The organism is Pseudomonas sp. GQ91, from assembly GCF_059758795.1.
The window spans coordinates 15287-38686 of sequence record NZ_JCAXED010000009.1 but is presented as its reverse complement, the minus strand read 5'-3'; the positions used below and the strand labels follow the sequence as shown (position 1 = coordinate 38686).

Below are 23400 nucleotides of genomic sequence, written 5' to 3'. Positions count from 1 at the left end.
CGTCACTTCTCGCCACCGAGCCAAACCAATACGGTAAACTCGCGCCATTGCTGTCTGGAGCTACTTATGCGCGAAGCGTTGAACCAAGGCCTGATCGACTTTCTCAAGGCCTCCCCCACTCCCTTTCATGCCACCGCGGCCCTCGCCCAGCGCCTGGAAGCCGCCGGTTTCCAGTCTCTTGACGAGCGCGAGACCTGGACCACCGAGGCCAACGGTCGCTATTACGTAACCCGTAACGACTCTTCGATCATTGCCTTCAAACTAGGCCGGCATGCCCCGCTGCAGGGCGGTATCCGATTGGTCGGCGCCCATACCGATAGCCCGTGCCTGCGTGTCAAGCCGCAACCGGAGCTGCAGCGCCAGGGTTTCTGGCAACTGGGCGTGGAAGTCTATGGCGGCGCGTTGCTTGCACCGTGGTTCGACCGCGACCTCTCCCTGGCGGGCCGCGTGACCTTCCGCCGCGACGGCAAGGTCGAAAGCCAGTTGATCGACTTCAAGCTACCTATCGCCACCATCCCCAACCTGGCCATTCACCTGAACCGCGAGGCCAATCAGGGCTGGGCGATCAATCCCCAGACCGAGCTGCCGCCAATCCTCGCGCAGTTTGCCGGTGACGAGCGCGTGGATTTCCGTGCGGTGCTCACCGACCAATTGGCCCGCGAGCATGGACTGAATGCCGATGTGGTGCTCGACTATGAACTGAGCTTCTACGACACTCAGGACGCTGCCGTCATCGGCCTGCACGGCGACTTTATTGCCGGCGCACGCCTGGACAACCTGCTGTCGTGCTACGCCGGCCTGCAAGCCTTGCTCACCGCCGAAACCGATGAGACGTGCGTCCTGGTCTGCAATGACCACGAAGAAGTCGGTTCCTGCTCGGCGTGCGGCGCCGACGGTCCGATGCTGGAACAGACCCTACGTCGCCTGTTACCCGAAGGTGATGAGTTCGTACGCACCATTCAGAAATCGCTGCTGGTGTCCGCCGATAATGCTCACGGCATCCACCCGAACTACGCCGACAAGCACGATGCCAACCATGGCCCGAAACTGAATGCCGGCCCGGTGATCAAGGTCAACAGCAACCAGCGCTACGCCACCAACAGCGAAACCGCCGGTTTCTTCCGCCACCTGTGCATGGCCGAGGAGGTTCCGGTACAGAGCTTCGTGGTGCGCAGCGACATGGGTTGTGGATCGACCATCGGCCCGATCACCGCCAGCCACCTCGGCGTGCGCACCGTGGACATCGGCCTGCCGACCTTCGCCATGCATTCGATTCGCGAGCTGTGCGGCAGCCATGACCTGGCGCACCTGGTGAAAGTGCTGAGCGCGTTTTATGCGAGTCGCGACCTGCCCTGACGAGGTTCCCCTCGCCGCTGTCGATCCCCGATGGAGCCCGACAGCGGCGACGCATTATTCGATCAGTTGCGCATTGCGCAGTGCACGCAATGCCGCGAGCCAACGCGGATCCTGCTTGTAATCAGTAGACGCAATGGCTTGACCGCGCATCCGCGCAATCCGTGCCGACGGCGTGACTTTCATGCGCTGAGCGGCGCTCAGCGCCAATTCGGCGGCGGCGCGGTCGTTGCACACCAGTCCCATGTCGCAACCGGCCGTCAGGGCCGCCTCGATGCGGCTGGCGGCATCACCCACCACGTGAGCGCCGGCCATGGACAGATCATCACTGAAAATCACCCCGTCGAACTGCAATTCGCCACGCAGGATGTCCTGCAGCCAGCGGCGCGAGAAACCGGCAGGCTGGTTATCGACCTGCGGGTAGATGACGTGAGCCGGCATGACAGCTGCCAGTTGCTTGCTCAAGCGAGCGAACGGCACCAGATCGCTGGCGCGGATCTGCTCCAGGCTGCGCTCATCATTGGGAATGGCGACGTGAGAATCCGCCTCGGCCCAGCCATGCCCCGGAAAATGCTTGCCGGTGGCCGCCATGCCAGCGCTGTTCATGCCCCGGATAAAGGCGCCAGCCAATAGCGCGGCACGTTGCGGATCGCTTTCGAACGAGCGCGTGCCGACGACGGCACTGCGCTGGAAATCCAGATCCAGCACCGGGGCAAAACTCAGATCCAGACCGACAGCCAGCACTTCTGTCGCCATGACCCAGCCGCATTGCTCGGCCAGGAATTCGGCATCCGGATTGTCAGCCAAGGCGCGCATGGCCGGCAAACGGACAAAACCCTGGCGCAAACGCTGCACCCGTCCACCCTCCTGATCGACTGCCAGCAACACGTCAGGACGCACGGCCCGAACGGCTGCGCTTAATTCACGCACCTGGCGCGGATGTTCGATGTTGCGCGCAAAAATGATCAGCCCGCCCACTTCAGGTTGACGCAACAAATGGCGATCCTCAGCCGTCAACCAGGTACCGGCGACATCCACCATCAAAGAGCCTTGCAGGGCAGCAGTCATAAATTTTCCTTAAATAGCGCGCGCACCCCATCGCATCGCCAGGTGCAGGCCTGGCAATGGACACTCACGAAGAGCGATGGAGTGTGGATAATCATCTGAAATCGGCATGGACCGCTAGCTTAGCGGATGCCAGCAGCCACGCCCACCCGGAAGCGGTCAAACCTTGGCAACGGTGGGCACGGACTTGCTGCGTGGGCGCAGTTGTGCGGCCGCCATCGCTTGATCGGTCACACCGGTTTGCGCACGCATGCCGGCGGCAAGGAACGGCACCATCAGGCGCATGACCTGCTCGATCGATGTATTGACGCCAAAGTCAGTTTCGGCAATCGCCCGCAAGGCCTTGATCCCCGACATGCTGAACGCCGCGGCACCCAGCATGAAATGCACGCGCCAGAACAACTCAATCGGTGGAATGCGAGGGGCGGCTTCATTCACCAGTAACATGTAACGGCGGAATACTTTGCCGTACATATCCTCCAGATAACGCCGCAGGTGACCCTGGCTCTGACTGAAGGCCAGGCCCAGCAGACGCATGAAAATAGACAGGTCGTTGCCGCTGCGTGGCTGCACCACCAGCGCTTGCTCGACCAGGATCTCCAGCAGCTCTTCCAGGCTCGGCTTATGGTCCGGCTTGGCCTGGCGACGCTCCAGTTCACGATCGAGGCTGACACAGAACGGCCCCAGAAAACGTGAAAACACCGCCTGGATCAAGGCTTTTTTCGAACCGAAATGGTAGTTCACCGCAGCGAGGTTGACCCCAGCCTTGCTGGTGATCAGCCGCAATGAAGTTTCAGCAAATCCCTTTTCCGCGAACAACTGCTCGGCAGCATCAAGAATGCGTTCAACGGTTTCCGACTGGGCCATGGCTACTCCGCCTGACAAACACTTGTTTGAAACATACGTTTCACTTAGTGCAATGTCAAGCCTGCGCAGGCGTTTTCCGGCTGCTCAGTCAGCCGTTCGGCGCTTATTTAATCACATCTTCCGGGCATGTAGGCAGCACTCTCCACAGGCGCTTGAAGCGCTGACGGATGACCGTCCGGCGGCGTTAGGAAAAACGGTGATTGCCAAGCGCGATTCACTGTATATAATCCCAGTCACTGTATAAAAAGACAGAGCGATCAACATGCTAAAACTGACGCCACGCCAAGCTGAGATTCTCGCTTTTATCAAGCGCTGCCTCGACGATAACGGCTATCCGCCGACCCGCGCCGAAATTGCATTGGAACTGGGCTTCAAGTCCCCCAATGCGGCCGAAGAACACCTGAAGGCCCTGGCACGCAAAGGTGCAATCGAAATGACGCCTGGAGCCTCCCGAGGCATTCGCATTCCCGGCTTCGAGGCCAAGGCTGACGAGTCGACATTGCCGATCATCGGTCGTGTCGCTGCCGGCGCGCCCATCCTGGCGCAACAGCACGTCGAAGAATCCTGCAACATCAACCCGACGTTCTTTCATCCCCGGGCTGATTACCTGTTGCGGGTACACGGCATGAGCATGAAGGATGTCGGCATTTTTGACGGCGACCTGCTCGCCGTCCATACCACTCGCGAAGCCCGCAATGGCCAGATTGTCGTGGCGCGCATCGGTGACGAGGTCACAGTCAAGCGCTTCAAGCGCGAAGGCAGCAAGGTCTGGCTTCTGGCCGAAAACCCCGAGTTCGCACCCATAGAAGTGAACCTGAAAGATCAGGATCTGGTGATAGAAGGCTTGAGTGTCGGCGTTATTCGCCGCTAACGGAGGCATCATGCAGTTCCCACACGCCCAGCAACACACACAACTGCCGCTGTTCGAGGCCTTCATGGCCCAGCCGCTGGCACCCATCCTCAAGGAAACAGTTGAATCCCCCTGGATCAACGAACCCGAGGTATTCAGTGAATTGTCGTTGCGCGGCGCGGCCGGGAACTGCCTGAGCTTGCTCGCCCCTATTCTTCGTGAATTGAGCCAGGAGCAGGACGCTCGATGGCTGACCCTGATCGCACCTCCTTCCAGCCTGACCCAGGCCTGGTTGCGGGATGCCGGCCTGAACCGCGAGCGCATCCTGCTGTTGCAGCCTCGGGGCACTCAGAGTGCACAGCAATTGGCGTGCGAAGCCTTGCGCCTGGGGCGTAGCCACACTGTGGTCAGTTGGTTGAATCCATTGAGCCCCACAGCCAAACAGCAACTGACCAGCGCTGCTCGCATTGGCGATGCACAAAGCTTGAATATTCGATTGGGATAAACCCTGGAGCGACGCGCAATGCGTATCCAGGCATCCGCTCAAAGACCGTCCGATTGCAGCCCTGACACTGAGTCAGTGCCTGCGATGGACGCAAGGCTTCTACGGGGTTGAGAAGCCGACGTGTAAGGTTAAACGCAAAAAAAACCGACAAGCGGACTCAGTGAAGTACGCGTGCACCGTCTTCTTTTTCCGGTTCATCACCTTCGGCAAGACGCCCGGCCATCTGTACACCGACGCTCAACATGGCCTTTGCTATTTCTACATGCTGACCTTGCAGGAATGCTTTAGCATCCTCGGAAAAGTCCAGAGTCACCAGAGAACCCTCGTCCTCAGCCCTGCGCAGCTCAATTCGGCCGTCGGGCAATTCAACAATTTCCAAAAAGGACGTTGGCATAAAAGTCTGTTCTCCACGAAAGGCCGGGATTATATCAGTCTTGTGGCAAGCCGGCTCGCCACACTAAGGGTCAACGTCCGCCCCCCGATGATCGTCAGCCGATCAGCACTCGTTCAATCCATCCCGAAAGCGGATCGCGAGCTTTTTCAGTTCCTGGCGCCAGCTCTCAAGCTCTTCGCGGCTCAGGGGCACTGGCTCCTCCTCGTCCATCGAAACGGCCACGATCAACGGCTGAGTGACATCACCCTTGGGAATATGGGGAATACGTGGCGGCTGGAACATGTCGCTATGTGCCTTGAGCAGGCGCGCGACCCAGCTGTCGGGGCTCTGAGCCATTTCCACCAGCTCGGCCAGCTCGGGAATGGCCGTGCTCTCCAGGACCTCACGACTCATGATGGTTTCCGCTCGGGGCGCGCCGGCCTGAGGCAAGCGGTAGAACCCGGCGATTTCATGGCACAGACCCAGCAAGGCGCCATAGAGGTGAAACAACGCCGACTCACGCCCCGCCTGTACCAATGCGATGGCATTCATCTCCTTCCCTTCCTCGGCACGACCCAGGGCTTCCAGGGCCAAGCCCGCGAAATAGATTTTCTGGTTGGTACGGGTATAGAGCTCGTTGGCCATGACGGCAATCTCCACAACGAAAGAGGCGTGATGCTGGCTATGCAGGAGCGCGCTTGCTCACGAAAAAACCGATAGCCCCACGGGGTGTCAGGTTTTGTGCATCATCGTTAACGACCTTCGCGAGCAAGAACCAGGCGTCCCCTCGCACCTACAGTAGACCATGGCCGCCAGCACCGGCCGCCATGGTCTCTCTGAGGCTAGCGGATCAGGCGCCCTGGCGCTTGTCCTCGACCTTCCACTTGCCGCCGTCGTAGAACGCCTTCCAACCGGTAGGCTTGCCATCCACTTCGGTCTGCACGTACTGCTCCTTGGTCTTGCGGCTGTAGCGGATCACCGCCGGGCGACCGTCGGGGTCCTTCTTCGGCGCTTCACAAAGGAAGTGGTACTTGGGATCGATTTCATCCTTGTGCGGCACGATTTCCAGCACCAGCGGCGCACGGGTCTCACGATTTTTCGGGAACTGGCTGGCGGCCAGGAACAGGCCGGAAGCGCCGTCACGCAGAATGTAAGTGTCGTTGACCTTCTCGCACTTGAGTTCGGGCATCTTCACCGGGTCCATCTTCGGCGGCGCCGCATCACCACTTTTCAGCAGTTTGCGGGTGTTCTTGCACGTCGGGTTGGTGCAACCGAAGAACTTGCCGAATCGGCCCGTCTTGAGCTGCATCTCACTGCCGCACTTGTCGCACTCCAGGCTCGGACCTTCGTAGCCCTTGATGCGGTAAGTGCCTTCCTCGATCTCGTAGCCGTTGCAATCCGGATTGTTACCGCAGATGTGCAGTTTGTGCTTCTCATCCAGCAGATAGGCGTCCATCGCGGTGCTGCAGATCGGGCAACGGTGCTTGCCACGCAGTACCAGCGACTCGGATTCACCTTCGTCATCGGCTGCGATTTCATCGCCCGGCACCAGGTTGACGGTGGCCTTGCAACGCTCTTTCGGCGGCAAGCTGTAACCCGAGCACCCCAGGAACACGCCGGTAGACGCGGTGCGGATCTGCATCGGACGCCCACAGGTCAGGCACGCAATATCCGTCATCACCGGCTGATTGGCGCGCATGCCGCTGTCTGGGCTTTCCGCCACTTCGAGCTTCTTCTTGAAGTCGCCGTAGAACTCGTCGAGCACGTTTTTCCAGTCGCGCTCGCCCTGGGCCACATCATCGAGGTTCTCTTCCATGCCGGCGGTAAAACCGTAGTCCATCAGGTTGGAGAAACTCTCGGAGAGTCGTTCAGTGACGATATCGCCCATCTTTTCCGAATAGAAACGACGGTTGTGCAGGGCCACATAACCACGGTCCTGGATGGTGGAGATGATCGCCGCGTAGGTCGAAGGACGACCGATGCCGCGTTTTTCCATCTCCTTGACCAGACTGGCTTCCGAATAACGCGCCGGTGGCTTGGTGAAATGCTGGGACGGATCAAGCTTGATCAACTTCAGCACGTCACCCTGGGCCATGTCCGGGAGCACGTCGTCATCGCCCGGCTTGGCGATTTGCGGCATCACACGGGTGTAGCCGTCGAACTTGAGGATGCGCCCCTTGGCACGCAACTCGAAGTCCCCGGCACCGACACTGACGGTGGTGGACAGGTATTGCGCCGGCAGCATCTGGCAGGCGAGGAACTGGCGCCAGATCAGCTCGTAGAGGCGCTCAGCGTCGCGCTCCATGCCGCTCAGCTTGCTTGGCTCGGTATTGGCGTCGGACGGACGAATCGCTTCGTGAGCCTCTTGTGCGCCTTCCTTGCTGCTGTAGACGTTCGGGGATTCCGGCAGGTACTTCTTGCCGAATTCGCCTTCGATATACGTACGCGCCATCGCCACCGCGTCCACCGAAAGGTTGGTGGAGTCGGTACGCATGTAAGTGATGTAGCCTGCTTCATACAAACGCTGGGCCATCATCATGGTCTTCTTCACCCCAAAGCCCAGGCGGTTGCTCGCGGCCTGTTGCAGGGTGGAGGTGATGAACGGCGCCGAGGGCTTGCTGCTGGTCGGCTTGTCTTCGCGCTTGACGATGCTGTAGCTGGACGCCTTGAGCTTGTCCAGTGCCGCCATGGCCTGGGCTTCGTTGAGCGGCTTGAAGGCCTCGCCCTTCTCGCGAGCCACGTCAAAGCGCACGGTAGCGCCCTTGGCGGTACCCAGGTCAGCGTGGACTTCCCAGTACTCTTCCGGAATGAACGCGCGAATCTCGCGCTCACGCTCGACCACCAGCTTCACCGCGACCGATTGCACACGGCCGGCGGACAGGCCACGGGCAATCTTCGCCCACAACAGCGGCGAGACCATATAGCCCACCACGCGGTCGAGGAAACGCCGCGCCTGCTGGGCATTGACGCGATCGATGTCCAGTTCGCCCGGCTTGGAAAAGGCTTCCTGGATGGCCTTCTTGGTGATTTCGTTGAACACCACACGCTTGTAACGGCTGTCATCGCCGCCAATGGCTTCCCGCAGGTGCCAGGCAATGGCTTCCCCTTCGCGGTCCAAGTCCGTCGCGAGATAGATGGTGTCAGCATCCTTGGCGAGCCGGCGCAGCTCTTCGATGACTTTTTCCTTGCCTGGCAGGATCTCGTACTTGGCTTTCCAGCCATGATCAGGATCGACACCCATGCGCGAGACCAACTGCTTGCGGGCTTTCTCTTTCGGCGAGAGCACCGGACCTTCGCCCGCAGCCGCCTTGCCGCGCTTGGCGGCAGGCTCCTTGCTGGCGCTCGCCGAGCCGCTCGTGGGCAAGTCGCGGATATGGCCGATACTCGACTTCACCACGTACTCGTTGCCCAAGTACTTGTTGATGGTCTTGGCCTTAGCCGGGGATTCCACAATGACCAGCGATTTGCCCATGGATCGGAAAATTCCTGAATTCGAGAAGTGAAAGGCGGTTGGCGCCTGACGCGGCAACGCTATATATAGTGGCAACAGAGTGAGGTCAAGCGCAGCAACCTGCGCGACCTGCCGTCATTGCCCTGAAAAAAGGCTGGGTTCGGCCTGGATCAAAGCAAAGCGCGGGACCTGTTCGCCGTCAACCTCGACCGTCTCCAGGAACATGCTCAAGGGACGTACCCAAAAACCGTAATCGCCATACAGTGCTTGATAAAACACCACTTGCTCTTCAGTCTCGGAATGTCGCGCGAGATTAAAAACGCGGTACTGCGGACCTTTGTAATGCCGGTAGAGGCCTGGTTCGACTTTCATGCTCTGGCGCCTCACAAATCTTGTTAAAAAAAAATATAAAAAAATCCCAAAAAACAAAAACCGGGGCACTGGGCCCCGGCTTCCATCACCGTAACGCTTAAACGCGTTCGAAGACGGTCGAGATGCCTTGGCCGAGACCAATGCACATGGTGGCTACCCCGAGGTTGCCGCCATTTTGCTTCATCACGTTCAGCAAAGTGCCGGAGATACGCGCACCGGAACACCCGAATGGGTGACCCAGGGCAATCGCGCCGCCGTGCAGGTTAACCTTCTCATTCATCTTGTCGAGTACTTTCAGATCTTTCAACACTGGCAGGGCCTGTGCAGCGAAAGCTTCGTTGAGCTCGAAGAAGTCGATGTCGGAGATGCTCAGACCCGCGCGCTTCAGTGCTTTTTGTGTGGCCGGTACAGGACCATAGCCCATGATCGCGGGATCCACACCCGCCACCGCCATCGAGCGGATCACCGCCAGCGGTTGAATGCCCAGGTCCTGGGCACGCTGGGCCGACATCACGATCATGCACGAGGCACCATCGGTGATCTGCGACGAAGTACCGGCCGTCACGGTGCCGCCCTTTGGATTGAAGGCCGGCTTCAAGGCCGCCAGGCTTTCCAGGGTGGTGTCCGGACGAATGGTTTCGTCGTAGTCGAACAGTTTCAGGAAACCGTTCTCGTCGTAGCCGTTCATCGGGATGATCTCATCCTTGAACTTGCCTTCCACGGTTGCCTTGTGGGCAAGCTGGTGGGAACGCAGGCCAAAGGCGTCCTGGGCTTCGCGGGTGATGCCGTGCATCTTGCCAAGCATTTCCGCGGTCAGGCCCATCATGCCCGAGGCTTTCGCCGCGTACAGCGACATGTGCGGGTTCGGGTCGACACCGTGCATCATGCTGACGTGGCCCATGTGCTCCACGCCACCGACCACGAATACATCACCGTTGCCGGTCATGATTGCCTGGGCGGCAGTGTGCAGCGCACTCATGGAGGAGCCGCACAGGCGGCTGACGGTCTGGCCGGCAGCGGTGTGCGGGATCTGGGTCATCAGCGACGCCATGCGTGCGATGTTCCAGCCTTGCTCCAGGGTCTGGTTGACACAGCCCCAGATCACGTCTTCGACTTCGTTCGGGTCGACCTTGACGTTGCGCTCCAGCAGTTTGCTGATCAGGTGCGCCGACATGTCCTCGGCACGGGTGTTGCGGTGCATGCCGCCCTTGGAGCGGCCCATCGGCGTACGACCGAAGTCGACAATCACGACGTCTCTTGGATTCAAGCTCATAAATATTCTCGCTCTAGTCGTTTGGGCGCTTAACCGAAGAAGCTCTGGCCGTTCTTGGCCATCTCACGCAGCTTCGCGGTCGGGTGGTACAGCGGGCCCAAATCAGCGTATTGATCAGCCAGGGCAACGAACTCGGCCACACCGATCGAGTCGATGTAACGCAGTGCACCACCACGGAATGGAGGGAAACCAATACCGTAGACCAGGCCCATGTCGGCTTCGGCTGCGGTTTCGACAATGCCGTCTTCCAGACAGCGCACGGTTTCCAGGCACAGGGCGATCATCATCCAGTTGATGATGTCCTCGTCGGACACCTCACGCTGTTCGTAGACAATCGGCGCGAGCACTTCATGCACCGAAGGATCGGCGACTTTCTTCTGCTTGCCCTTCTTGTCGGTCTCGTAGGCGTAGAAACCCTTGCCATTCTTCTGGCCCAGGCGCTTGGCTTCGTAGAGCGCGTCGACAGCCGAACGGCGGTCGTCTTGCATGCGGTCCGGGAACCCTTCAGCCATTACGTCGCGACCGTGGTGGCCGGTGTCGATGCCGACCACGTCCATCAGGTACGCCGGGCCCATTGGCCAGCCGAATTTTTCCATGACCTTGTCAATGCGCACGAAGTCCACGCCGGCGCTGACCAACTTGGCGAAACCGCCGAAGTACGGAAACAGTACACGGTTAACGAGAAAGCCTGGGCAATCGTTGACGACGATCGGGTTCTTGCCCATTTTCTTGGCGTAAGCCACGGTGGTGGCAACGGCCAGCTCACTGGACTTCTCGCCACGGATCACTTCCACCAGCGGCATCATGTGCACCGGGTTGAAGAAGTGCATGCCGACGAAGTTTTCCGGACGCTTGAGGGCCTGGGCCAGCAAGGTGATGGAGATGGTCGAGGTGTTGGACGCCAGAATGGTGTCTTCCTTGACCTGGGCTTCGACTTCAGCAAGTACCGCCTGCTTGACCTTCGGGTTCTCGACAACCGCTTCGACCACCAGGTCGACGTGACCGAAGTCGCCGTAGGACAAGGTAGGACGAATGCCGTTAAGCACTTCAGCCATTTTCGCAGCGGTCATGCGGCCTTTATCAACGCGGCCCACCAACAGTTTGGCGGCTTCCGCCAGACCCTGCTCGATCCCGTGTTCGTTGATGTCTTTCATCAGGATCGGCGTGCCTTTGGACGCCGACTGATAAGCGATACCGCCACCCATGATGCCGGCGCCGAGTACGGCAGCCTGCTTCACGTCCTTGGCGATTTCGTCGTAGGCCTTGGCTTTTTTCTTCAGCTCCTGATCGTTCAGGAACAGGCCGATCAAGCTCTGCGCGGCAGAAGTCTTGGCCAGTTTGACGAAGCCGGCCGCTTCAACTTCCAGCGCCTTGTCACGACCGAAGTTCGCAGCTTTCTGGATGGTCTTGATGGCTTCGACAGGCGCCGGGTAGTTCGGACCGGCCTGGCCCGCGACAAAGCCCTTGGCGGTCTCGAACGACATCATTTGTTCGATGGCGTTGAGCTTGAGTTTTTCCAGCTTCGGCTGACGCTTGGCCTTGTAGTCAAATTCGCCGCTGATGGCGCCCTTGATCAGGTTCAGTGCCGCTTCTGCCAGTTTCTCGGGAGCCACCACAGCATCCACTGCGCCGACTTTCAGTGCGTCTTCAGCACGGTTTTCCTTACCCGCGGCGATCCACTCGATGGCGTTGTCGGCACCGATGATACGCGGCAGGCGCACGGTACCGCCGAAGCCTGGGTAGATGCCCAGCTTGACTTCCGGCAGGCCGATTTTTGCACTGCTGGCCATGACTCGGAAATCCGCGGCCAGGCACATTTCCAGACCGCCGCCCAGCGCGATGCCATTGATCGCGGCAACAGTCGGTACGTTAAGGTCTTCGAAATCGCTGAAAATCTTGTTGGCTTCGAGGTTGCCAGCCACAAGCTCGGCATCGGGCAGCTTGAAGTTGTCGACGAATTCAGTGATGTCGGCGCCGACGATAAACACGTCTTTGCCACTGGAAACGATCACGCCCTTGACCGACGCATCTGCTTTGATGGTGTCTACGGCCTGACGCAATTCATTCAGGGTTAGACGGTTGAACTTGTTGACGGACTCACCCTTGAGGTCGAATTTCAATTCGACGATGCTACTTTCAAGAGCCTTAACCGTGATGGCTTTACCTTCGTAAATCATCAACTGATCTCCACGATATGGAAGCTGAACAGTACACGTCGGACGCAGGCCTCAGCGTAAACACTGACGTTACCGTCGATGCTAACGCCAATTCGCCAGGCACACCCGCCAACGCGATAGTCGGGATTCTGTACGAATCGTCTGAAAGACAAACGCTCAATTCATACGCCCGTTTGATTTGGGTACGTCACCTTCATCCAATTAACGACAATTGTCAATCGCTCGAAAGGGCTGTGAAAGCGCGACTTTGCAGTCACTTCGCAACCGCCGCGCCAGATCAATAGGCAGCCATTCACACAATCAATAATCAGATAAATACACGCACGAGCTGTACGACAACGGATATCCGCTCTTGCTTTTCTGTAGGAGCGAGCTTGCGCGCGAAAAAGCTCGAGAACCCCACGCTCCCCCTGAATGCCCGCGTTATCCTCGACGATTTTCGCAAGCAAGGGTTGGGCGCTCCCTCGCGCCTACAATGAGGCTGCGTCACGCCAGCGCCTTGAGCACCGCATTGATATCCTGCAACACGCTCAGCTCGCCCTTCTCGCCCCAACATAGCGCGATCATTTGCTTGTCCGCCTCGACCTTGTAGACATTGGCCGGCAGCGTTGCAAAATGCGGCAACAACTTTTCATCAACACACACTTCCTGCCACTGGTTGACCCACACACCCGGCTCCAACTGCCAATAACTCCAGGTCATAGGCTTGTTCCCGCGCCGTGGCCGATGGTACTGCGCACAAGGGCTCGGCGGCTCTTGCTTGAGCCAGTGCGGCCATTCCTGGGGCGTCAGTTGCATGGCCAGACCGATGCGCCGCGCCTCCATGCGTAGCGCCATGCGTCCGCTCTGATGACGCGAGGGACGCAACCATGCCAAGGGGCTCAGAACCACCACGAGGATTGACACCACTATCCAGACCGTCATATGTGTACTCCCGAATTTCTAGATGAGCGGATTTGACCTGACGCAACCCCATCCGCTTGAAAGCAGCCATACTGAACTTATTGCAGTCCCCTGGAGGAACGCCTCATGCCCTATGAACACATCCTGGTCGCCGTGGATCTGACCGAAGAGTGCGATCCGGTGATCAAGCGCGCCGTCGGCCTGGCCGGCGACATTTCAAAGTTGTCCCTGGTGCATATCGTCGAACCCATGGCGATGGCCTTTGGCGGCGACGTGCCGATGGACCTTTCGCAATTGCAGCAACAGCAGTTCGATCAGGCCAAGGAGCGCCTTGAACGGCTGATCACCAAGTACCCGGCACTGAAAAAAGAGCAGAGCCATCTGACCTACGGCCAGCCGCGCCAGGAGATTCACCACCTTGCCAAGGAACAGAACTGCGACCTGATCGTCGTCGGCAGCCATGGTCGACACGGCCTGGCCTTGCTGCTGGGCTCCACCGCCAACGATGTATTGCACGGTGCGCCTTGCGATGTACTGGCGGTGCGACTGGTGAAAAATACTTAAGCGCGACGGCCACCAAATGTGGGAGCGGGCTTGCTCGCGAAAGCGGTCTGTCAGTTATGCATCTGGCGACTGATACAACGCTTTCGCGAGCAAGCCCGCTCCCACATTTTTCAACCGCACTTCATGTAAAAAACCCGGCGCCCATAGGAATGAGCGCCGGGTTTTTATTGGCCCTGAATCACTCAGGCATCCAGCTCGGCCCAACGTTCAACCAGCGCATCCAGCTCTTTGTTCAACTGCTCAAGAGACGCAATGACCTTTGCGGTTTCCGCCGCAGGACGCAGATAAAACCCCGCGTCAGCCATCTCAGCCTCAACCGCGGCGATCTGTTTTTCCTTGGCGTCGATATCGCCCGGCAAGGCTTCCAGTTCACGCTGCAGCTTGTAGCTGAGCTTCTTCTTGACTGCCGGCGCGGCGTCCTGGGCAGGCGCGGCTGCAGCCACCGGAGCGACCACCGCAGAGTTCAAGTCAGCCTTGCCGGACTTGCTCTCGGTCACGCCCAGCAGGCGCGGCGAGCCGCCCTGACGCAACCAGTCCTGATAACCACCGACGTACTCGCGAACCTTGCCTTCACCTTCGAAGACCAGGGTGCTGGTGACCACGTTATCGAGGAATGCCCGGTCGTGGCTGACCATCAGCACGGTGCCATTAAAGGTCAGCAAGACCTCTTCCAGCAGCTCGAGGGTTTCCACATCCAGGTCGTTGGTCGGTTCGTCGAGCACCAACAGGTTGGCTGGCTTGCTGAACAACTTGGCCAGCAACAGGCGCGCACGCTCACCGCCAGACAATGCCTTGACCGGTGTACGGGCCCGCTGCGGGCTGAACAGGAAGTCACCGAGATAGCTCAGTACGTGGCGGCTCTGGCCGTCGATGTCGATAAAGTCGCGACCTTCGGCGACGTTGTCGATTACGGTCTTTTCCAGGTCCAACTGGTGACGCAACTGGTCGAAGTAGGCCACGTCGATGCGCGTGCCCTCTTCCACCGTGCCGCTGGTCGGCTGCAGACCGCTGAGCATCAACTTGAGCAAGGTAGTCTTGCCGGTACCGTTGGCGCCCAACAGGCCGATACGGTCGCCGCGCTGCAGGACCATGGAGAAGTCCTTGATCAGGAACGGACCCTCCGGGTGATGGAAACTGACGTTTTCCAGCACCATCACCTGCTTGCCCGACTTGTCGGCGGTATCAAGCTGAATATTGGCCTTGCCGGTGCGCTCGCGACGTTCGCTGCGCTCAACGCGCAGGGCTTTCAGGGCACGCACGCGACCTTCGTTGCGGGTGCGTCGAGCCTTGATGCCCTGGCGAATCCAGACTTCTTCCTGGGCCAGTTTCTTGTCGAACAGTGCATTCGCGGTTTCTTCGGCGGCCAGGGCCGCTTCCTTGTGCACCAGGAAGCTGGCGTAATCGCCGTTCCAGTCGATCAGGCCGCCGCGATCCAGTTCCAGGATACGCGTGGCCAGGTTTTGCAGGAAGGAACGGTCGTGCGTGATAAACAGCACGGCGCCCTGGAAGTCCTTGAGGGCCTCTTCCAGCCAGGCGATTGCACCGATATCCAGGTGGTTGGTCGGCTCGTCGAGCAGCAGCAGATCCGGTTCGGAAACCAGGGCCTGGGCCAGCAGGACACGGCGACGCCAGCCGCCGGAAAGCTCTGCAAGGGTTTTATCGGCAGGCAGTTGCAGGCGGCTCAACGTGCTGTCGACCAATTGCTGCAAGCGCCAGCCGTCACGGGCTTCGAGGTCTTGCTGGACATGCATCAGCTTGTCCAGGTCGGCGTCGGTAACGATGTTCTGGCTCAGGTGATGGTATTCGGCGAGCAACGCGCCAACACCATCCAGGCCCTCGGCGACCACGTCGAACACAGTCCGTCCGTCGGCCACTGGCAGTTCTTGCGGCAATTCGCCGATCTTGAGGCCTGGGGCACGCCAAACGGAGCCTTCATCAGGCTTCTGATCGCCCTTCACCAGCTTCATCATGCTGGATTTGCCAGTGCCGTTGCGGCCGATGATGCACACCCGCTCACCACGGGCGATCTGCCAGGACACCTTGTCCAACAACGGCATAGCGCCGAAAGCAAGGGACACATCGCTGAATTTGAGCAGGGTCATGAGCTTCTCCAAAAACCGGGCGCGCATTCTACCTGAGTTGGGGGGTGAAGCGGCCGGCATTTTCATCCTTGACACGTTCTGAAGGACATTTCCCGATAACTTGGACGAAGCACCCGGCAAAGCTTTCAACGGCCGCCGGCAAAAGGCTAAGCTAGGGGCAATCAGTGTCGGCCCGCGTCGGCACTAGTCCTGATTTCTTTGCACGGACGTCTCATGCGCAGTCGCCTTTTCAGTTTCTTATCTTGCCTGCTTCTTTCTACCACCGCCGTTCAAAGCGCCCAGGCCGTGGATTTGACCACTCAACGCCAATATTACGATCAAGCCAAGCGCGCGCTGGCCAAAGGCGACAGCGGCCCCTACATGCAATACAGCCGAGCCCTGGCCGATTATCCGCTGACGCCGTACCTGGCGTACGACGAGCTCACCGCCCGTCTGAAGACCGCCAGCAATCAGGAAATCGAACAGTTCCTGGGCAAGCATGGCGATCTGCCCCAGGCCAACTGGATGAAACTGCGCTGGTTGCGCTGGCTGGCCGAGCGTGGCGAATGGCAGACGTTTGAAAAGTACTACGACGCCAAGCTTAACTTCACGGAACTGGACTGCCTCCACGGTCAATACCAACTGAGCCACAACCTCAAGGCCGAGGGTTACGCCAGCGCCGAAAAACTGTGGTTGAGCGGGAAATCCCAGCCGGCGGCCTGTGATGCGCTGTTCGCACAGTGGGCCGCCGATGGCCAACTGACCGAACAGAAACGCTGGAAGCGCACCAAATTGGCCGCCGAAGCCCGTAACTACGGCCTGGCCAACAGCCTGGTGAAAACCCTGACCACCCTCGCGCCCCAAGGTCGGCTGATGGTCGATGTCGCGCAAAAGCCTGCCTTGCTGAGCGATCCGTCACGCTTCCTGCCAGCCAGCGAAGCCATGTCCGACGCAGTCGGCCTGGGCCTTCGTCGCCTGGCTCGCCAGGATCCCGAAAAGGCCATGGCGCTGCTGGACGGTTACGCCGCCAGCATGCACTTCTCCCGTGACGAAAAAGTCTCGATTGCCCGAGAGATCGGCCTGACTCTGGCGCGCCGCTTCGACCCTCGCGCCCTTGACGTAATGACCAAGTACGACCCGGAACTGCGCGACAACACAGTCTCCGAATGGCGCCTGCGCCTGCTGTTGCGCCTGGCCCGCTGGGAAGATGCCTACCAACTGACTCGCAAGCTGCCCGAGGACCTGGCCACCACCAGTCGCTGGCGCTACTGGCAGGCCCGCGCACTGGAGCTGGCCGAACCCAAGAACCCTCAGCCCCTGGTGCTGTACAAAGACCTGGCGCGGGAGCGAGACTTCTATGGTTTCCTCGCGGCGGATCGCTCCCAGGCGCCGTATCAACTGAACAATCGCCCTTTGGTGATGAGCCAGGCGCTCCTCAATAAAGTACGTAACACCCCCGGCGTACGACGCGCCCTGGAGTTCTACGCCCGCGGCCAGATTGTCGATGGCCGTCGCGAGTGGTATCACGTCACCCGCCACTTCAACCGTGACGAAATGGTCGCCCAGGCCAAACTCGCCTACGACATGAAATGGTATTTCCCGGCGATCCGCACCATCAGCCAGGCAAAGTACTGGGACGACCTGGATATCCGCTTCCCCATGGCCCACCGCGCCACGCTGGTGCGCGAGGCCAAGGTACGTGGCCTGCATTCGAGCTGGGTGTTCGCCATTACTCGCCAGGAAAGCGCCTTCATGGACGACGCCCGCTCTGGCGTTGGCGCCACCGGCCTGATGCAACTGATGCCGGCCACCGCCAAGGAAACCGCGCGCAAGTTCAGCATTCCCCTGGCATCACCGCGACAAGTGCTGGATCCGGACAAGAACATTCAGCTCGGCACGGCGTACCTGAGCCAGGTCCACAGCCAGTTCAATGGCAACCGTGTCCTCGCCTCCGCCGCCTACAATGCCGGCCCGGGGCGCGTGCGCCAGTGGCTGCGCGGCGCCGACCACTTGAGCTTCGACGTCTGGGTAGAAAGCATTCCTTTCGACGAAACACGCCAGTACGTGCAGAACGTGCTGTCCTATTCGGTGATCTACGGTCAGAAGCTCAACTCGCCGCAACCCTTGGTGGATTGGCATGAACGCTACTTCGATGATCAGTAGGAGGGGAGCAGCTGCAAGCTGCAAGCCGCAAGCCGCAAGCTTGAAGCTTGAAGCTTGAAGCTGCTTTAAGCTTGCTCTTGCCCATCGCTAAATTGCAGCGCCGCCAGTCGCGCATACAACGGATTGCTCGCGATCAATTGCTGGTGCGTGCCTACCGCCACTAATTTGCCTTGATCCATCACCGCGATTCGATCGGCGTTTTTCACCGTCGCCAGACGATGGGCAATCACCAGCGTGGTCCGCCCATGCATCAATTGCGGTAACGCCTGCTGGATCAAGTGCTCACTCTGGGCATCGAGCGCGCTGGTGGCCTCATCCAGCAACAGAATCGGTGCGTCCACCAACAACGCACGGGCGATAGCCAAACGTTGCCGTTGACCACCGGAAAGGCCGATGCCGCCGTCGCCCAGATGCGTCTGATAACCATCCGGCATTTGCAGGATAAAGTCGTGAGCATGGGCAATACCTGCCGCCGCCTCGACTTGGGCAAAAGTGGCCGACGGGTTGCCATACCGGATGTTGTCTTCGACACTGCCGAAAAACAGCGCCGGGCTCTGGGACACAAGAGCAAAGCAACGACGCACATCCAACGGGTCCAAGTCGGTCAACGACTGGCCTTCCAGCAGCACGCGTCCTTGTTGCGGATCGTAGAAACGCAGCAACAGGTCGAAAATCGTGGATTTGCCAGCGCCGGACGGCCCGACCAAGGCCAGGGTTTCACCGGCATCAATGGTCAGGTCAAGGCCGTCGATGGCATAGCGATCGGGACGCGACGGATATGAAAATCGCAGGTCTTGCAGCTCCAGTCGACCACTGACCCGCTCGGGCAACTTGACCAGGCCGTTGTCCGGCGCCTGGATTTCATTACTCGACTGCAGCAGCTCGGCAATCCGCTCCGCCGCGCCGGCCGCCCGTTGCAACTCACCGATCACTTCGCTCAAGGTGCCAAAGGCGCTGCCGACGATCAGGCTGTAGAACACGAAGGCCGCCAGTTCGCCCCCGGAAATACGCCCGGCAATCACGTCCATGCCGCCCACCCAGAGCATTACACCCACGGCACCCAGCACCAGCATGATGACCAGAGTAATCAGCCAGGCGCGCTGGACGATACGTTTGCGCGCGGTGGCAAAGGCCTCTTCCACGGTCACCGCGAACCGTTGCTCATCCTGCGCCTGATGGTTGTATGCCTGCACGGTCTTGATCTGGCCGAGGGTCTCGGACACGTAGCTGCCGACATCGGCGATACGGTCCTGGCTCTGACGCGACAAGCTGCGCACGCGCCTGCCAAAGATAAGGATCGGCGCGAGCACCAGCGGCAGCGCCACCACGACGATGCTGGTGAGCTTGGGATTGGTGATGAACAGCAGCACCACGCCACCGATCACCATCAATGCATTGCGCAGAAACAACGACAGTGAAGAGCCGATCACCGACTGCAGCAACGTGGTGTCCGCGGTCAACCGCGACTGGATCTCGGAACTGCGGTTGTTTTCGTAGAAGCCCGGATGCAGGTAAATCAGGTGATTGAACACCTGCTGGCGGATGTCCGCGACACAGCGTTCGCCAATCCATGACACCAGGTAGAAGCGACTGAAGGTGCCCACCGCCAAGCCCAGCACCAGCACCATGAACAGACCTATGGACTGATTGAGCAGGTGCGGCGATTGGGTCATGAAGCCTTGGTCCACCAACAAACGAATGCCTTGCCCCATGGACAAAGTAATCCCGGCGGTGACGATCAGTGCCAGCAAGGCGCCCAGCGCCTGCCAACGATAAGGGGCGATAAAGCGGCTGGCCAGGCGAATGGCGCGACGTTGACGGGCAGAAAGCATGGATGACACCACCTGAGGGATACAGCCTCAAGCCTACACTGCAAATAGATGGAACTTGGGTAAATCACAATGAGTCAGGTTAATTATGCCCGGCATGAGTGGACGCTAGAAACTATCGTTCTAAAGCGAAGGTGGAAATCCCGAGTGGTTTCTGCTGGACTGGGCACTCGATCCGCTGATCTTGTAAGGAGTTGTCATAGCTCGGTCATGCGGTGGAATTAAAGTGGGAACACAACCTGATGAGGAGACAGGCATGTCCTTGCAAACCAGCAGCACTGAGAAAGTTGAAGTCATCCGCCAACCGCAACAATTGCCTTGCTCGTATATCGATGCCCAGGGCCGCGAAGTGCAGATCACTGAAGAAATGATCCAGAGCGCGTGTGCTGAACTGGACAAAAAACTGATCACGCCTGCCCGCCAAGGCTGACATACCCCAATTCGATTGAAACCGGCCTGCAGGCCTAATGTCGATCAGTTAAGCGAATGAGACATCCTGTAGGAGCGAGCTTGCTCGCGAAAAACGTCAACGATAACGCGTGCATTCTGGATAAACGCGGCGCCTTTGAGTTCTTCGCGAGCAAGCTCGCTCCTACAAAAAGCCAAGGCCGGCTTTTTTGACCTTTTTCTACGCGTGCTGCGCGCCCAACGCCGCTACGATCCTCGACAAATCCTTCGACTCACCATTGATCCGCACTTTCAAACCATCAATCTCTCTGCGCAACGGATAATGCTTGCGCAGCAGGTCGAACGCCTGGCGCTGCTCTTCCACACTTCCCACCAGGCTGCGCCGAAAATCCGCATCATCACGCCGCGGATCGTAGACACTGCGGCACAGCATGGCCAGCGCCCAGGCCGGATCCGTGTTGGCGTCCAGACTGACCTCGGCAAGCCACGGCTGCGGCAACAACTCGCTCAATTGAACGCTCGGCGCCTGCCCAAGATGCTCGCAAAACGCCTGATAGATTTGCGCGGTGCCGCGCTGCTTGCCGTCCAGGCTGTAACCGGCAATGTGCGGCGTCGCCAGTACGCACAAGTCGGCCAACTCGACGTCCACTTCGGGCTCCCCCTCCCAGACATCCAGCACCGCCTGCAAGTCTTCACGTTCCAGCAGCACCGTCTTGAGCGCAGCGTTATCCACGACCGCACCACGGCTGGCGTTGATCAGCCAGGTACCCGGTTTGAGCTGGTTCAGGCGCTGACGATCAAACAGATGCCAAGTCGAATCATGGCCGGACTTTTTCAGCGGCGTGTGCACACTGATGACATCGCACTGCTCGACAATCTGCTCCAGGCTGACGTAATCGGCGTCTTCGGCAATCTGTCGCGGTGGATCGCACACCAGCACATTCCAGCCCAGGCCCTTGAGCACCTTGACCAGTCGGCCGCCCACCTCCCCCGCGCCCACCACGCCATACGTGCGTTGATTAAGGTCCGCGCCTTCGATTTCGGCCAGGGTCAGCAGGCTGCCCAGCACATAGTCGACCACGCCACGGGCATTGCAACCCGGCGCGCTGGACCAGCGGATAGCGGCTTTTTTCAAGTAATCGAGGTCCAGGTGATCAGTGCCGATGGTGCACGTGCCGACAAAACGCACTGGCGTACCTTCAAGCAGCAGCCGATTGACGTTGGTCACCGAACGCACCAGCAGCACATCCGCCTGCTCAAGGGTGGCGCGGTCGATGGCTCGGCCAGGCACCCGGCGAACTTCGCCAAAGCCCTCGAAAAAAGCATCGAGCAGCGGAATATTTTCGTCGGCAACAATCAGCATGGCAGGCTCCTTTGGCGGATCAGCAGTGTACAGGCACCACTCGCTGAAGCGTTTACAAATCAGCAACACAGGTTTTTTCCTGACTGACACGTCAAGGCGTAGAATGCGCCGTCCTGCGTTCCCCTTATCGGACACCTGCACGTGAACACTGCCACCGACACCCGCGCCCTCTCCCGCCCCGCCCGCGTCCGCCTGGAGGTCCGCAGTTTGCTGACCCTGGCCTTGCCGATCATGATCGGGCAACTGGCAACCACCGCGATGGGTTTTGTCGATGCGGTAATGGCCGGGCGGGTCGGCGCGCGGGACCTTGCGGCGGTCGCCCTGGGCAACTCGATCTGGATTCCGGTGTATCTGTTGATGACCGGCACCTTGCTCGCGACCACGCCTAAGGTCGCCCAACGCTTCGGCGCCGGCACCCACAAGGAGATCGGCCCGCTGGTGCGTCAGTCGATGTGGCTGGGACTGCTGGTCGGGGTCATCGCCTTATTGTTGTTGATCAGCGCCGAACCGATCCTGCATGCGATGAACGTCGATCCCGAATTGATCGGACCCTGCATGGGCTATCTGCACGGGATCGCCTCGGGCATGCCTGCCGTGGCGCTGTATTACGTGTTGCGCTGTTTCAGTGACGGGCTGGGGTGCACGCGGCCCAGCATGATCCTCGGCCTGTGCGGGCTGGCACTGAACATCCCGCTGAACTACATATTCATCTATGGGCATTTTGGCGTGCCGGCCATGGGCGGCGTCGGCTGCGGCTGGGCCACGGCGATCGTGATGTGGGTGATGATGCTCGGTTTGGCCGGCTGGACCCGATGGGCACCGGTGTATCAGGCCAGCGAGTTGTTCACGCGTTTCGACTGGCCGCAATGGCAGGTGATCAAACGCATCTTGAATATTGGCCTGCCGATCGGCATCGCGATCTTTGCCGAATCGAGCATCTTTGCGGTGATTGCCCTGCTGATCGGCAGCCTCGGCGCCACCGTGGTGGCGGGACACCAGATTGCGCTGAACTTCAGCTCGCTGGTGTTCATGATTCCTTACTCCCTGAGCATGGCCGTGACCGTTCGGGTCGGCCAGGCCCTGGGCCGCAGCGAACCCCGCGAGGCACGCTTTGCCGCAGGCGTGGGAATGGGCACCGCGCTGGCTTATGCCTGCGTGTCCTGCAGCTTGATGCTGGTGTTCCGCGAACAGATCGCCACCCTCTACACCTCGGACCCGCTGGCGATCCAGGTGGCGGCGATGCTGATTGTGTTTGCCGCACTGTTCCAGTTTTCCGATGCGATCCAGGTCACGGCCGCCGGCGCCTTGCGGGGTTATCAAGACACGCGGGTGACCATGGTCCTGACCCTGTTCGCCTATTGGGGCGTGGGCCTGCCGGTGGGTTATGCATTGGGGCTGACCGATTGGTTGGGCCAGGCCAACGGCCCGAGCGGCTTGTGGCAAGGGCTGATCGTTGGCTTGAGTTGCGCGGCAGCGATGTTGCTGGTGCGCCTGGCACGCAGTGCGCGCAGGCGGATTCACGCGGTTTAATCGGACTTCTTGCGAATCCAGTACAGATAGGTCCCCGCCTGCTCTTGCTGGTTCACCAGTTCATGGTCGAGGAACACACAAAACTTGGGAATGTCGCGACGGGTCGACGGATCGGTCGCGATCACCTTGAGCAGGCCGCCAGGGGCCAGGTCGCGGATGTGCTGGTGCAGCATCATCACTGGCTCCGGGCAATTCAGGCCGGAGGCGTCGAGGGTAGCGTCGACGACAGGGTCAAAAATCTCGCTCATCATTCACTCCTGAAACTGGCCACAC

At 59.6% G+C, this 23400-nt stretch carries 20 protein-coding genes; 7 read left to right on the top strand and 13 right to left on the bottom strand.

Annotated features, from left to right (window positions below; all coding sequences use genetic code 11):
• The first annotated feature begins 66 nt into the window (after positions 1-66).
• The gene (locus AC6CIA_RS14910; RefSeq protein WP_339532847.1) at positions 67-1356 is read left to right on the top strand and encodes a M18 family aminopeptidase; all 1290 of its coding nucleotides are present in this window, start codon (positions 67-69) and stop codon (positions 1354-1356) included.
• Between the two features lie 54 nt (positions 1357-1410).
• Here AC6CIA_RS14910 and nagZ read toward each other — a convergent pair whose 3' ends face one another.
• Positions 1411-2421 carry a beta-N-acetylhexosaminidase gene (gene nagZ, locus AC6CIA_RS14905; protein WP_339532846.1) on the bottom strand — a complete coding sequence of 337 codons (1011 nt, stop codon included), beginning with the start codon at positions 2419-2421 and terminating at the stop codon, positions 1411-1413.
• 156 nt (positions 2422-2577) lie between these two features.
• Positions 2578-3285 (bottom strand): TetR/AcrR family transcriptional regulator, encoded by a 708-nt coding sequence (locus tag AC6CIA_RS14900; protein WP_084381591.1) that lies wholly within the window; start codon positions 3283-3285, stop codon positions 2578-2580.
• A gap of 262 nt (positions 3286-3547) precedes the next feature.
• On the opposite strand from AC6CIA_RS14900, the gene lexA reads away from it, so the two are divergent.
• On the top strand, positions 3548-4156 hold the full coding sequence (gene lexA, locus AC6CIA_RS14895) for a transcriptional repressor LexA (RefSeq protein ID WP_003172575.1): 609 nt from the start codon (positions 3548-3550) through the stop codon (positions 4154-4156).
• 10 nt (positions 4157-4166) lie between these two features.
• A complete protein-coding gene (gene sulA / locus AC6CIA_RS14890; protein WP_498313045.1) occupies positions 4167-4640 on the top strand; it encodes an SOS-induced cell division inhibitor SulA in 474 nt (157 codons plus the stop codon).
• Between the two features lie 157 nt (positions 4641-4797).
• Here the strand turns inward: sulA and AC6CIA_RS14885 are convergent, their stop codons facing one another.
• The 7 genes from AC6CIA_RS14885 to AC6CIA_RS14855 form a co-directional block, all read right to left on the bottom strand.
• Entirely contained in the window at positions 4798-5034 is a 237-nt protein-coding gene (locus AC6CIA_RS14885) for a hypothetical protein (RefSeq protein ID WP_498313043.1), read from the bottom strand.
• A 102-nt stretch (positions 5035-5136) separates the two neighbouring features.
• Positions 5137-5658, bottom strand: coding sequence for a DUF6586 family protein (locus tag AC6CIA_RS14880; protein ID WP_498313041.1), 522 nt, complete (start codon positions 5656-5658; stop codon positions 5137-5139).
• 205 nt (positions 5659-5863) lie between these two features.
• Complete coding sequence (gene topA, locus AC6CIA_RS14875) at positions 5864-8485, bottom strand: type I DNA topoisomerase (RefSeq protein WP_339532841.1); 2622 nt, start codon at positions 8483-8485, stop codon at positions 5864-5866.
• Between the two features lie 114 nt (positions 8486-8599).
• Positions 8600-8836 (bottom strand): DUF1653 domain-containing protein, encoded by a 237-nt coding sequence (locus AC6CIA_RS14870; RefSeq protein ID WP_498313039.1) that lies wholly within the window; start codon positions 8834-8836, stop codon positions 8600-8602.
• Positions 8837-8933: 97 nt separating this feature from the next.
• Positions 8934-10109, bottom strand: coding sequence for an acetyl-CoA C-acyltransferase FadA (gene fadA / locus AC6CIA_RS14865; RefSeq protein WP_005786153.1), 1176 nt, complete (start codon positions 10107-10109; stop codon positions 8934-8936).
• Between the two features lie 29 nt (positions 10110-10138).
• Complete coding sequence (gene fadB, locus AC6CIA_RS14860; protein WP_498313037.1) at positions 10139-12286, bottom strand: fatty acid oxidation complex subunit alpha FadB; 2148 nt, start codon at positions 12284-12286, stop codon at positions 10139-10141.
• A gap of 486 nt (positions 12287-12772) precedes the next feature.
• The gene (locus AC6CIA_RS14855) at positions 12773-13210 is read right to left on the bottom strand and encodes a hypothetical protein (protein WP_498313035.1); all 438 of its coding nucleotides are present in this window, start codon (positions 13208-13210) and stop codon (positions 12773-12775) included.
• Between the two features lie 105 nt (positions 13211-13315).
• Here AC6CIA_RS14855 and AC6CIA_RS14850 point away from each other — a divergent pair, with 105 nt between their 5' ends.
• The gene (locus AC6CIA_RS14850) at positions 13316-13753 is read left to right on the top strand and encodes a universal stress protein (protein ID WP_498313033.1); all 438 of its coding nucleotides are present in this window, start codon (positions 13316-13318) and stop codon (positions 13751-13753) included.
• Between the two features lie 182 nt (positions 13754-13935).
• Here AC6CIA_RS14850 and AC6CIA_RS14845 read toward each other — a convergent pair whose 3' ends face one another.
• Positions 13936-15855 carry an ATP-binding cassette domain-containing protein gene (locus AC6CIA_RS14845; RefSeq protein WP_498313032.1) on the bottom strand — a complete coding sequence of 640 codons (1920 nt, stop codon included), beginning with the start codon at positions 15853-15855 and terminating at the stop codon, positions 13936-13938.
• A 213-nt stretch (positions 15856-16068) separates the two neighbouring features.
• On the opposite strand from AC6CIA_RS14845, the gene AC6CIA_RS14840 reads away from it, so the two are divergent.
• On the top strand, positions 16069-17997 hold the full coding sequence (locus AC6CIA_RS14840) for a transglycosylase SLT domain-containing protein (RefSeq protein ID WP_498313030.1): 1929 nt from the start codon (positions 16069-16071) through the stop codon (positions 17995-17997).
• A gap of 65 nt (positions 17998-18062) precedes the next feature.
• Here the strand turns inward: AC6CIA_RS14840 and AC6CIA_RS14835 are convergent, their stop codons facing one another.
• Complete coding sequence (locus AC6CIA_RS14835) at positions 18063-19829, bottom strand: ABC transporter transmembrane domain-containing protein (protein ID WP_498313029.1); 1767 nt, start codon at positions 19827-19829, stop codon at positions 18063-18065.
• A gap of 253 nt (positions 19830-20082) precedes the next feature.
• Between AC6CIA_RS14835 and AC6CIA_RS14830 the strand changes: the two genes are divergently transcribed.
• Entirely contained in the window at positions 20083-20256 is a 174-nt protein-coding gene (locus tag AC6CIA_RS14830; RefSeq protein WP_498313027.1) for a PA1571 family protein, read from the top strand.
• A 198-nt stretch (positions 20257-20454) separates the two neighbouring features.
• On the opposite strand, the gene pdxB is transcribed toward AC6CIA_RS14830, so the two are convergent.
• Complete coding sequence (gene pdxB / locus AC6CIA_RS14825) at positions 20455-21597, bottom strand: 4-phosphoerythronate dehydrogenase PdxB (RefSeq protein WP_498313026.1); 1143 nt, start codon at positions 21595-21597, stop codon at positions 20455-20457.
• Between the two features lie 141 nt (positions 21598-21738).
• Here pdxB and AC6CIA_RS14820 point away from each other — a divergent pair, with 141 nt between their 5' ends.
• Positions 21739-23127, top strand: coding sequence for an MATE family efflux transporter (locus tag AC6CIA_RS14820; protein ID WP_498313024.1), 1389 nt, complete (start codon positions 21739-21741; stop codon positions 23125-23127).
• On the opposite strand, the gene tusA is transcribed toward AC6CIA_RS14820, so the two are convergent.
• The gene (gene tusA / locus AC6CIA_RS14815) at positions 23124-23375 is read right to left on the bottom strand and encodes a sulfurtransferase TusA (RefSeq protein WP_498313022.1); all 252 of its coding nucleotides are present in this window, start codon (positions 23373-23375) and stop codon (positions 23124-23126) included. The two genes, AC6CIA_RS14820 and tusA, sit on opposite strands and share 4 nt — an antisense overlap.
• Positions 23376-23400 lie beyond the last annotated feature (25 nt).

What these genes read in the sequence shown, in the direction of transcription:
- AC6CIA_RS14910 (WP_339532847.1), top strand. Translation starts at nt 67, where the DNA reads ATGCGCGAAGCGTTGAACCAAGGCCTGATCGACTTTCTCAAGGCCTCC.
- nagZ (WP_339532846.1), bottom strand. Translation starts at nt 2,421, where the DNA reads ATGACTGCTGCCCTGCAAGGCTCTTTGATGGTGGATGTCGCCGGTACC.
- AC6CIA_RS14900 (WP_084381591.1), bottom strand. Translation starts at nt 3,285, where the DNA reads ATGGCCCAGTCGGAAACCGTTGAACGCATTCTTGATGCTGCCGAGCAG.
- lexA (WP_003172575.1), top strand. Translation starts at nt 3,548, where the DNA reads ATGCTAAAACTGACGCCACGCCAAGCTGAGATTCTCGCTTTTATCAAG.
- sulA (WP_498313045.1), top strand. Translation starts at nt 4,167, where the DNA reads ATGCAGTTCCCACACGCCCAGCAACACACACAACTGCCGCTGTTCGAG.
- AC6CIA_RS14885 (WP_498313043.1), bottom strand. Translation starts at nt 5,034, where the DNA reads ATGCCAACGTCCTTTTTGGAAATTGTTGAATTGCCCGACGGCCGAATT.
- AC6CIA_RS14880 (WP_498313041.1), bottom strand. Translation starts at nt 5,658, where the DNA reads ATGGCCAACGAGCTCTATACCCGTACCAACCAGAAAATCTATTTCGCG.
- topA (WP_339532841.1), bottom strand. Translation starts at nt 8,485, where the DNA reads ATGGGCAAATCGCTGGTCATTGTGGAATCCCCGGCTAAGGCCAAGACC.
- AC6CIA_RS14870 (WP_498313039.1), bottom strand. Translation starts at nt 8,836, where the DNA reads ATGAAAGTCGAACCAGGCCTCTACCGGCATTACAAAGGTCCGCAGTAC.
- fadA (WP_005786153.1), bottom strand. Translation starts at nt 10,109, where the DNA reads ATGAGCTTGAATCCAAGAGACGTCGTGATTGTCGACTTCGGTCGTACG.
- fadB (WP_498313037.1), bottom strand. Translation starts at nt 12,286, where the DNA reads ATGATTTACGAAGGTAAAGCCATCACGGTTAAGGCTCTTGAAAGTAGC.
- AC6CIA_RS14855 (WP_498313035.1), bottom strand. Translation starts at nt 13,210, where the DNA reads ATGACGGTCTGGATAGTGGTGTCAATCCTCGTGGTGGTTCTGAGCCCC.
- AC6CIA_RS14850 (WP_498313033.1), top strand. Translation starts at nt 13,316, where the DNA reads ATGCCCTATGAACACATCCTGGTCGCCGTGGATCTGACCGAAGAGTGC.
- AC6CIA_RS14845 (WP_498313032.1), bottom strand. Translation starts at nt 15,855, where the DNA reads ATGACCCTGCTCAAATTCAGCGATGTGTCCCTTGCTTTCGGCGCTATG.
- AC6CIA_RS14840 (WP_498313030.1), top strand. Translation starts at nt 16,069, where the DNA reads ATGCGCAGTCGCCTTTTCAGTTTCTTATCTTGCCTGCTTCTTTCTACC.
- AC6CIA_RS14835 (WP_498313029.1), bottom strand. Translation starts at nt 19,829, where the DNA reads ATGCTTTCTGCCCGTCAACGTCGCGCCATTCGCCTGGCCAGCCGCTTT.
- AC6CIA_RS14830 (WP_498313027.1), top strand. Translation starts at nt 20,083, where the DNA reads ATGTCCTTGCAAACCAGCAGCACTGAGAAAGTTGAAGTCATCCGCCAA.
- pdxB (WP_498313026.1), bottom strand. Translation starts at nt 21,597, where the DNA reads ATGCTGATTGTTGCCGACGAAAATATTCCGCTGCTCGATGCTTTTTTC.
- tusA (WP_498313022.1), bottom strand. Translation starts at nt 23,375, where the DNA reads ATGAGCGAGATTTTTGACCCTGTCGTCGACGCTACCCTCGACGCCTCC.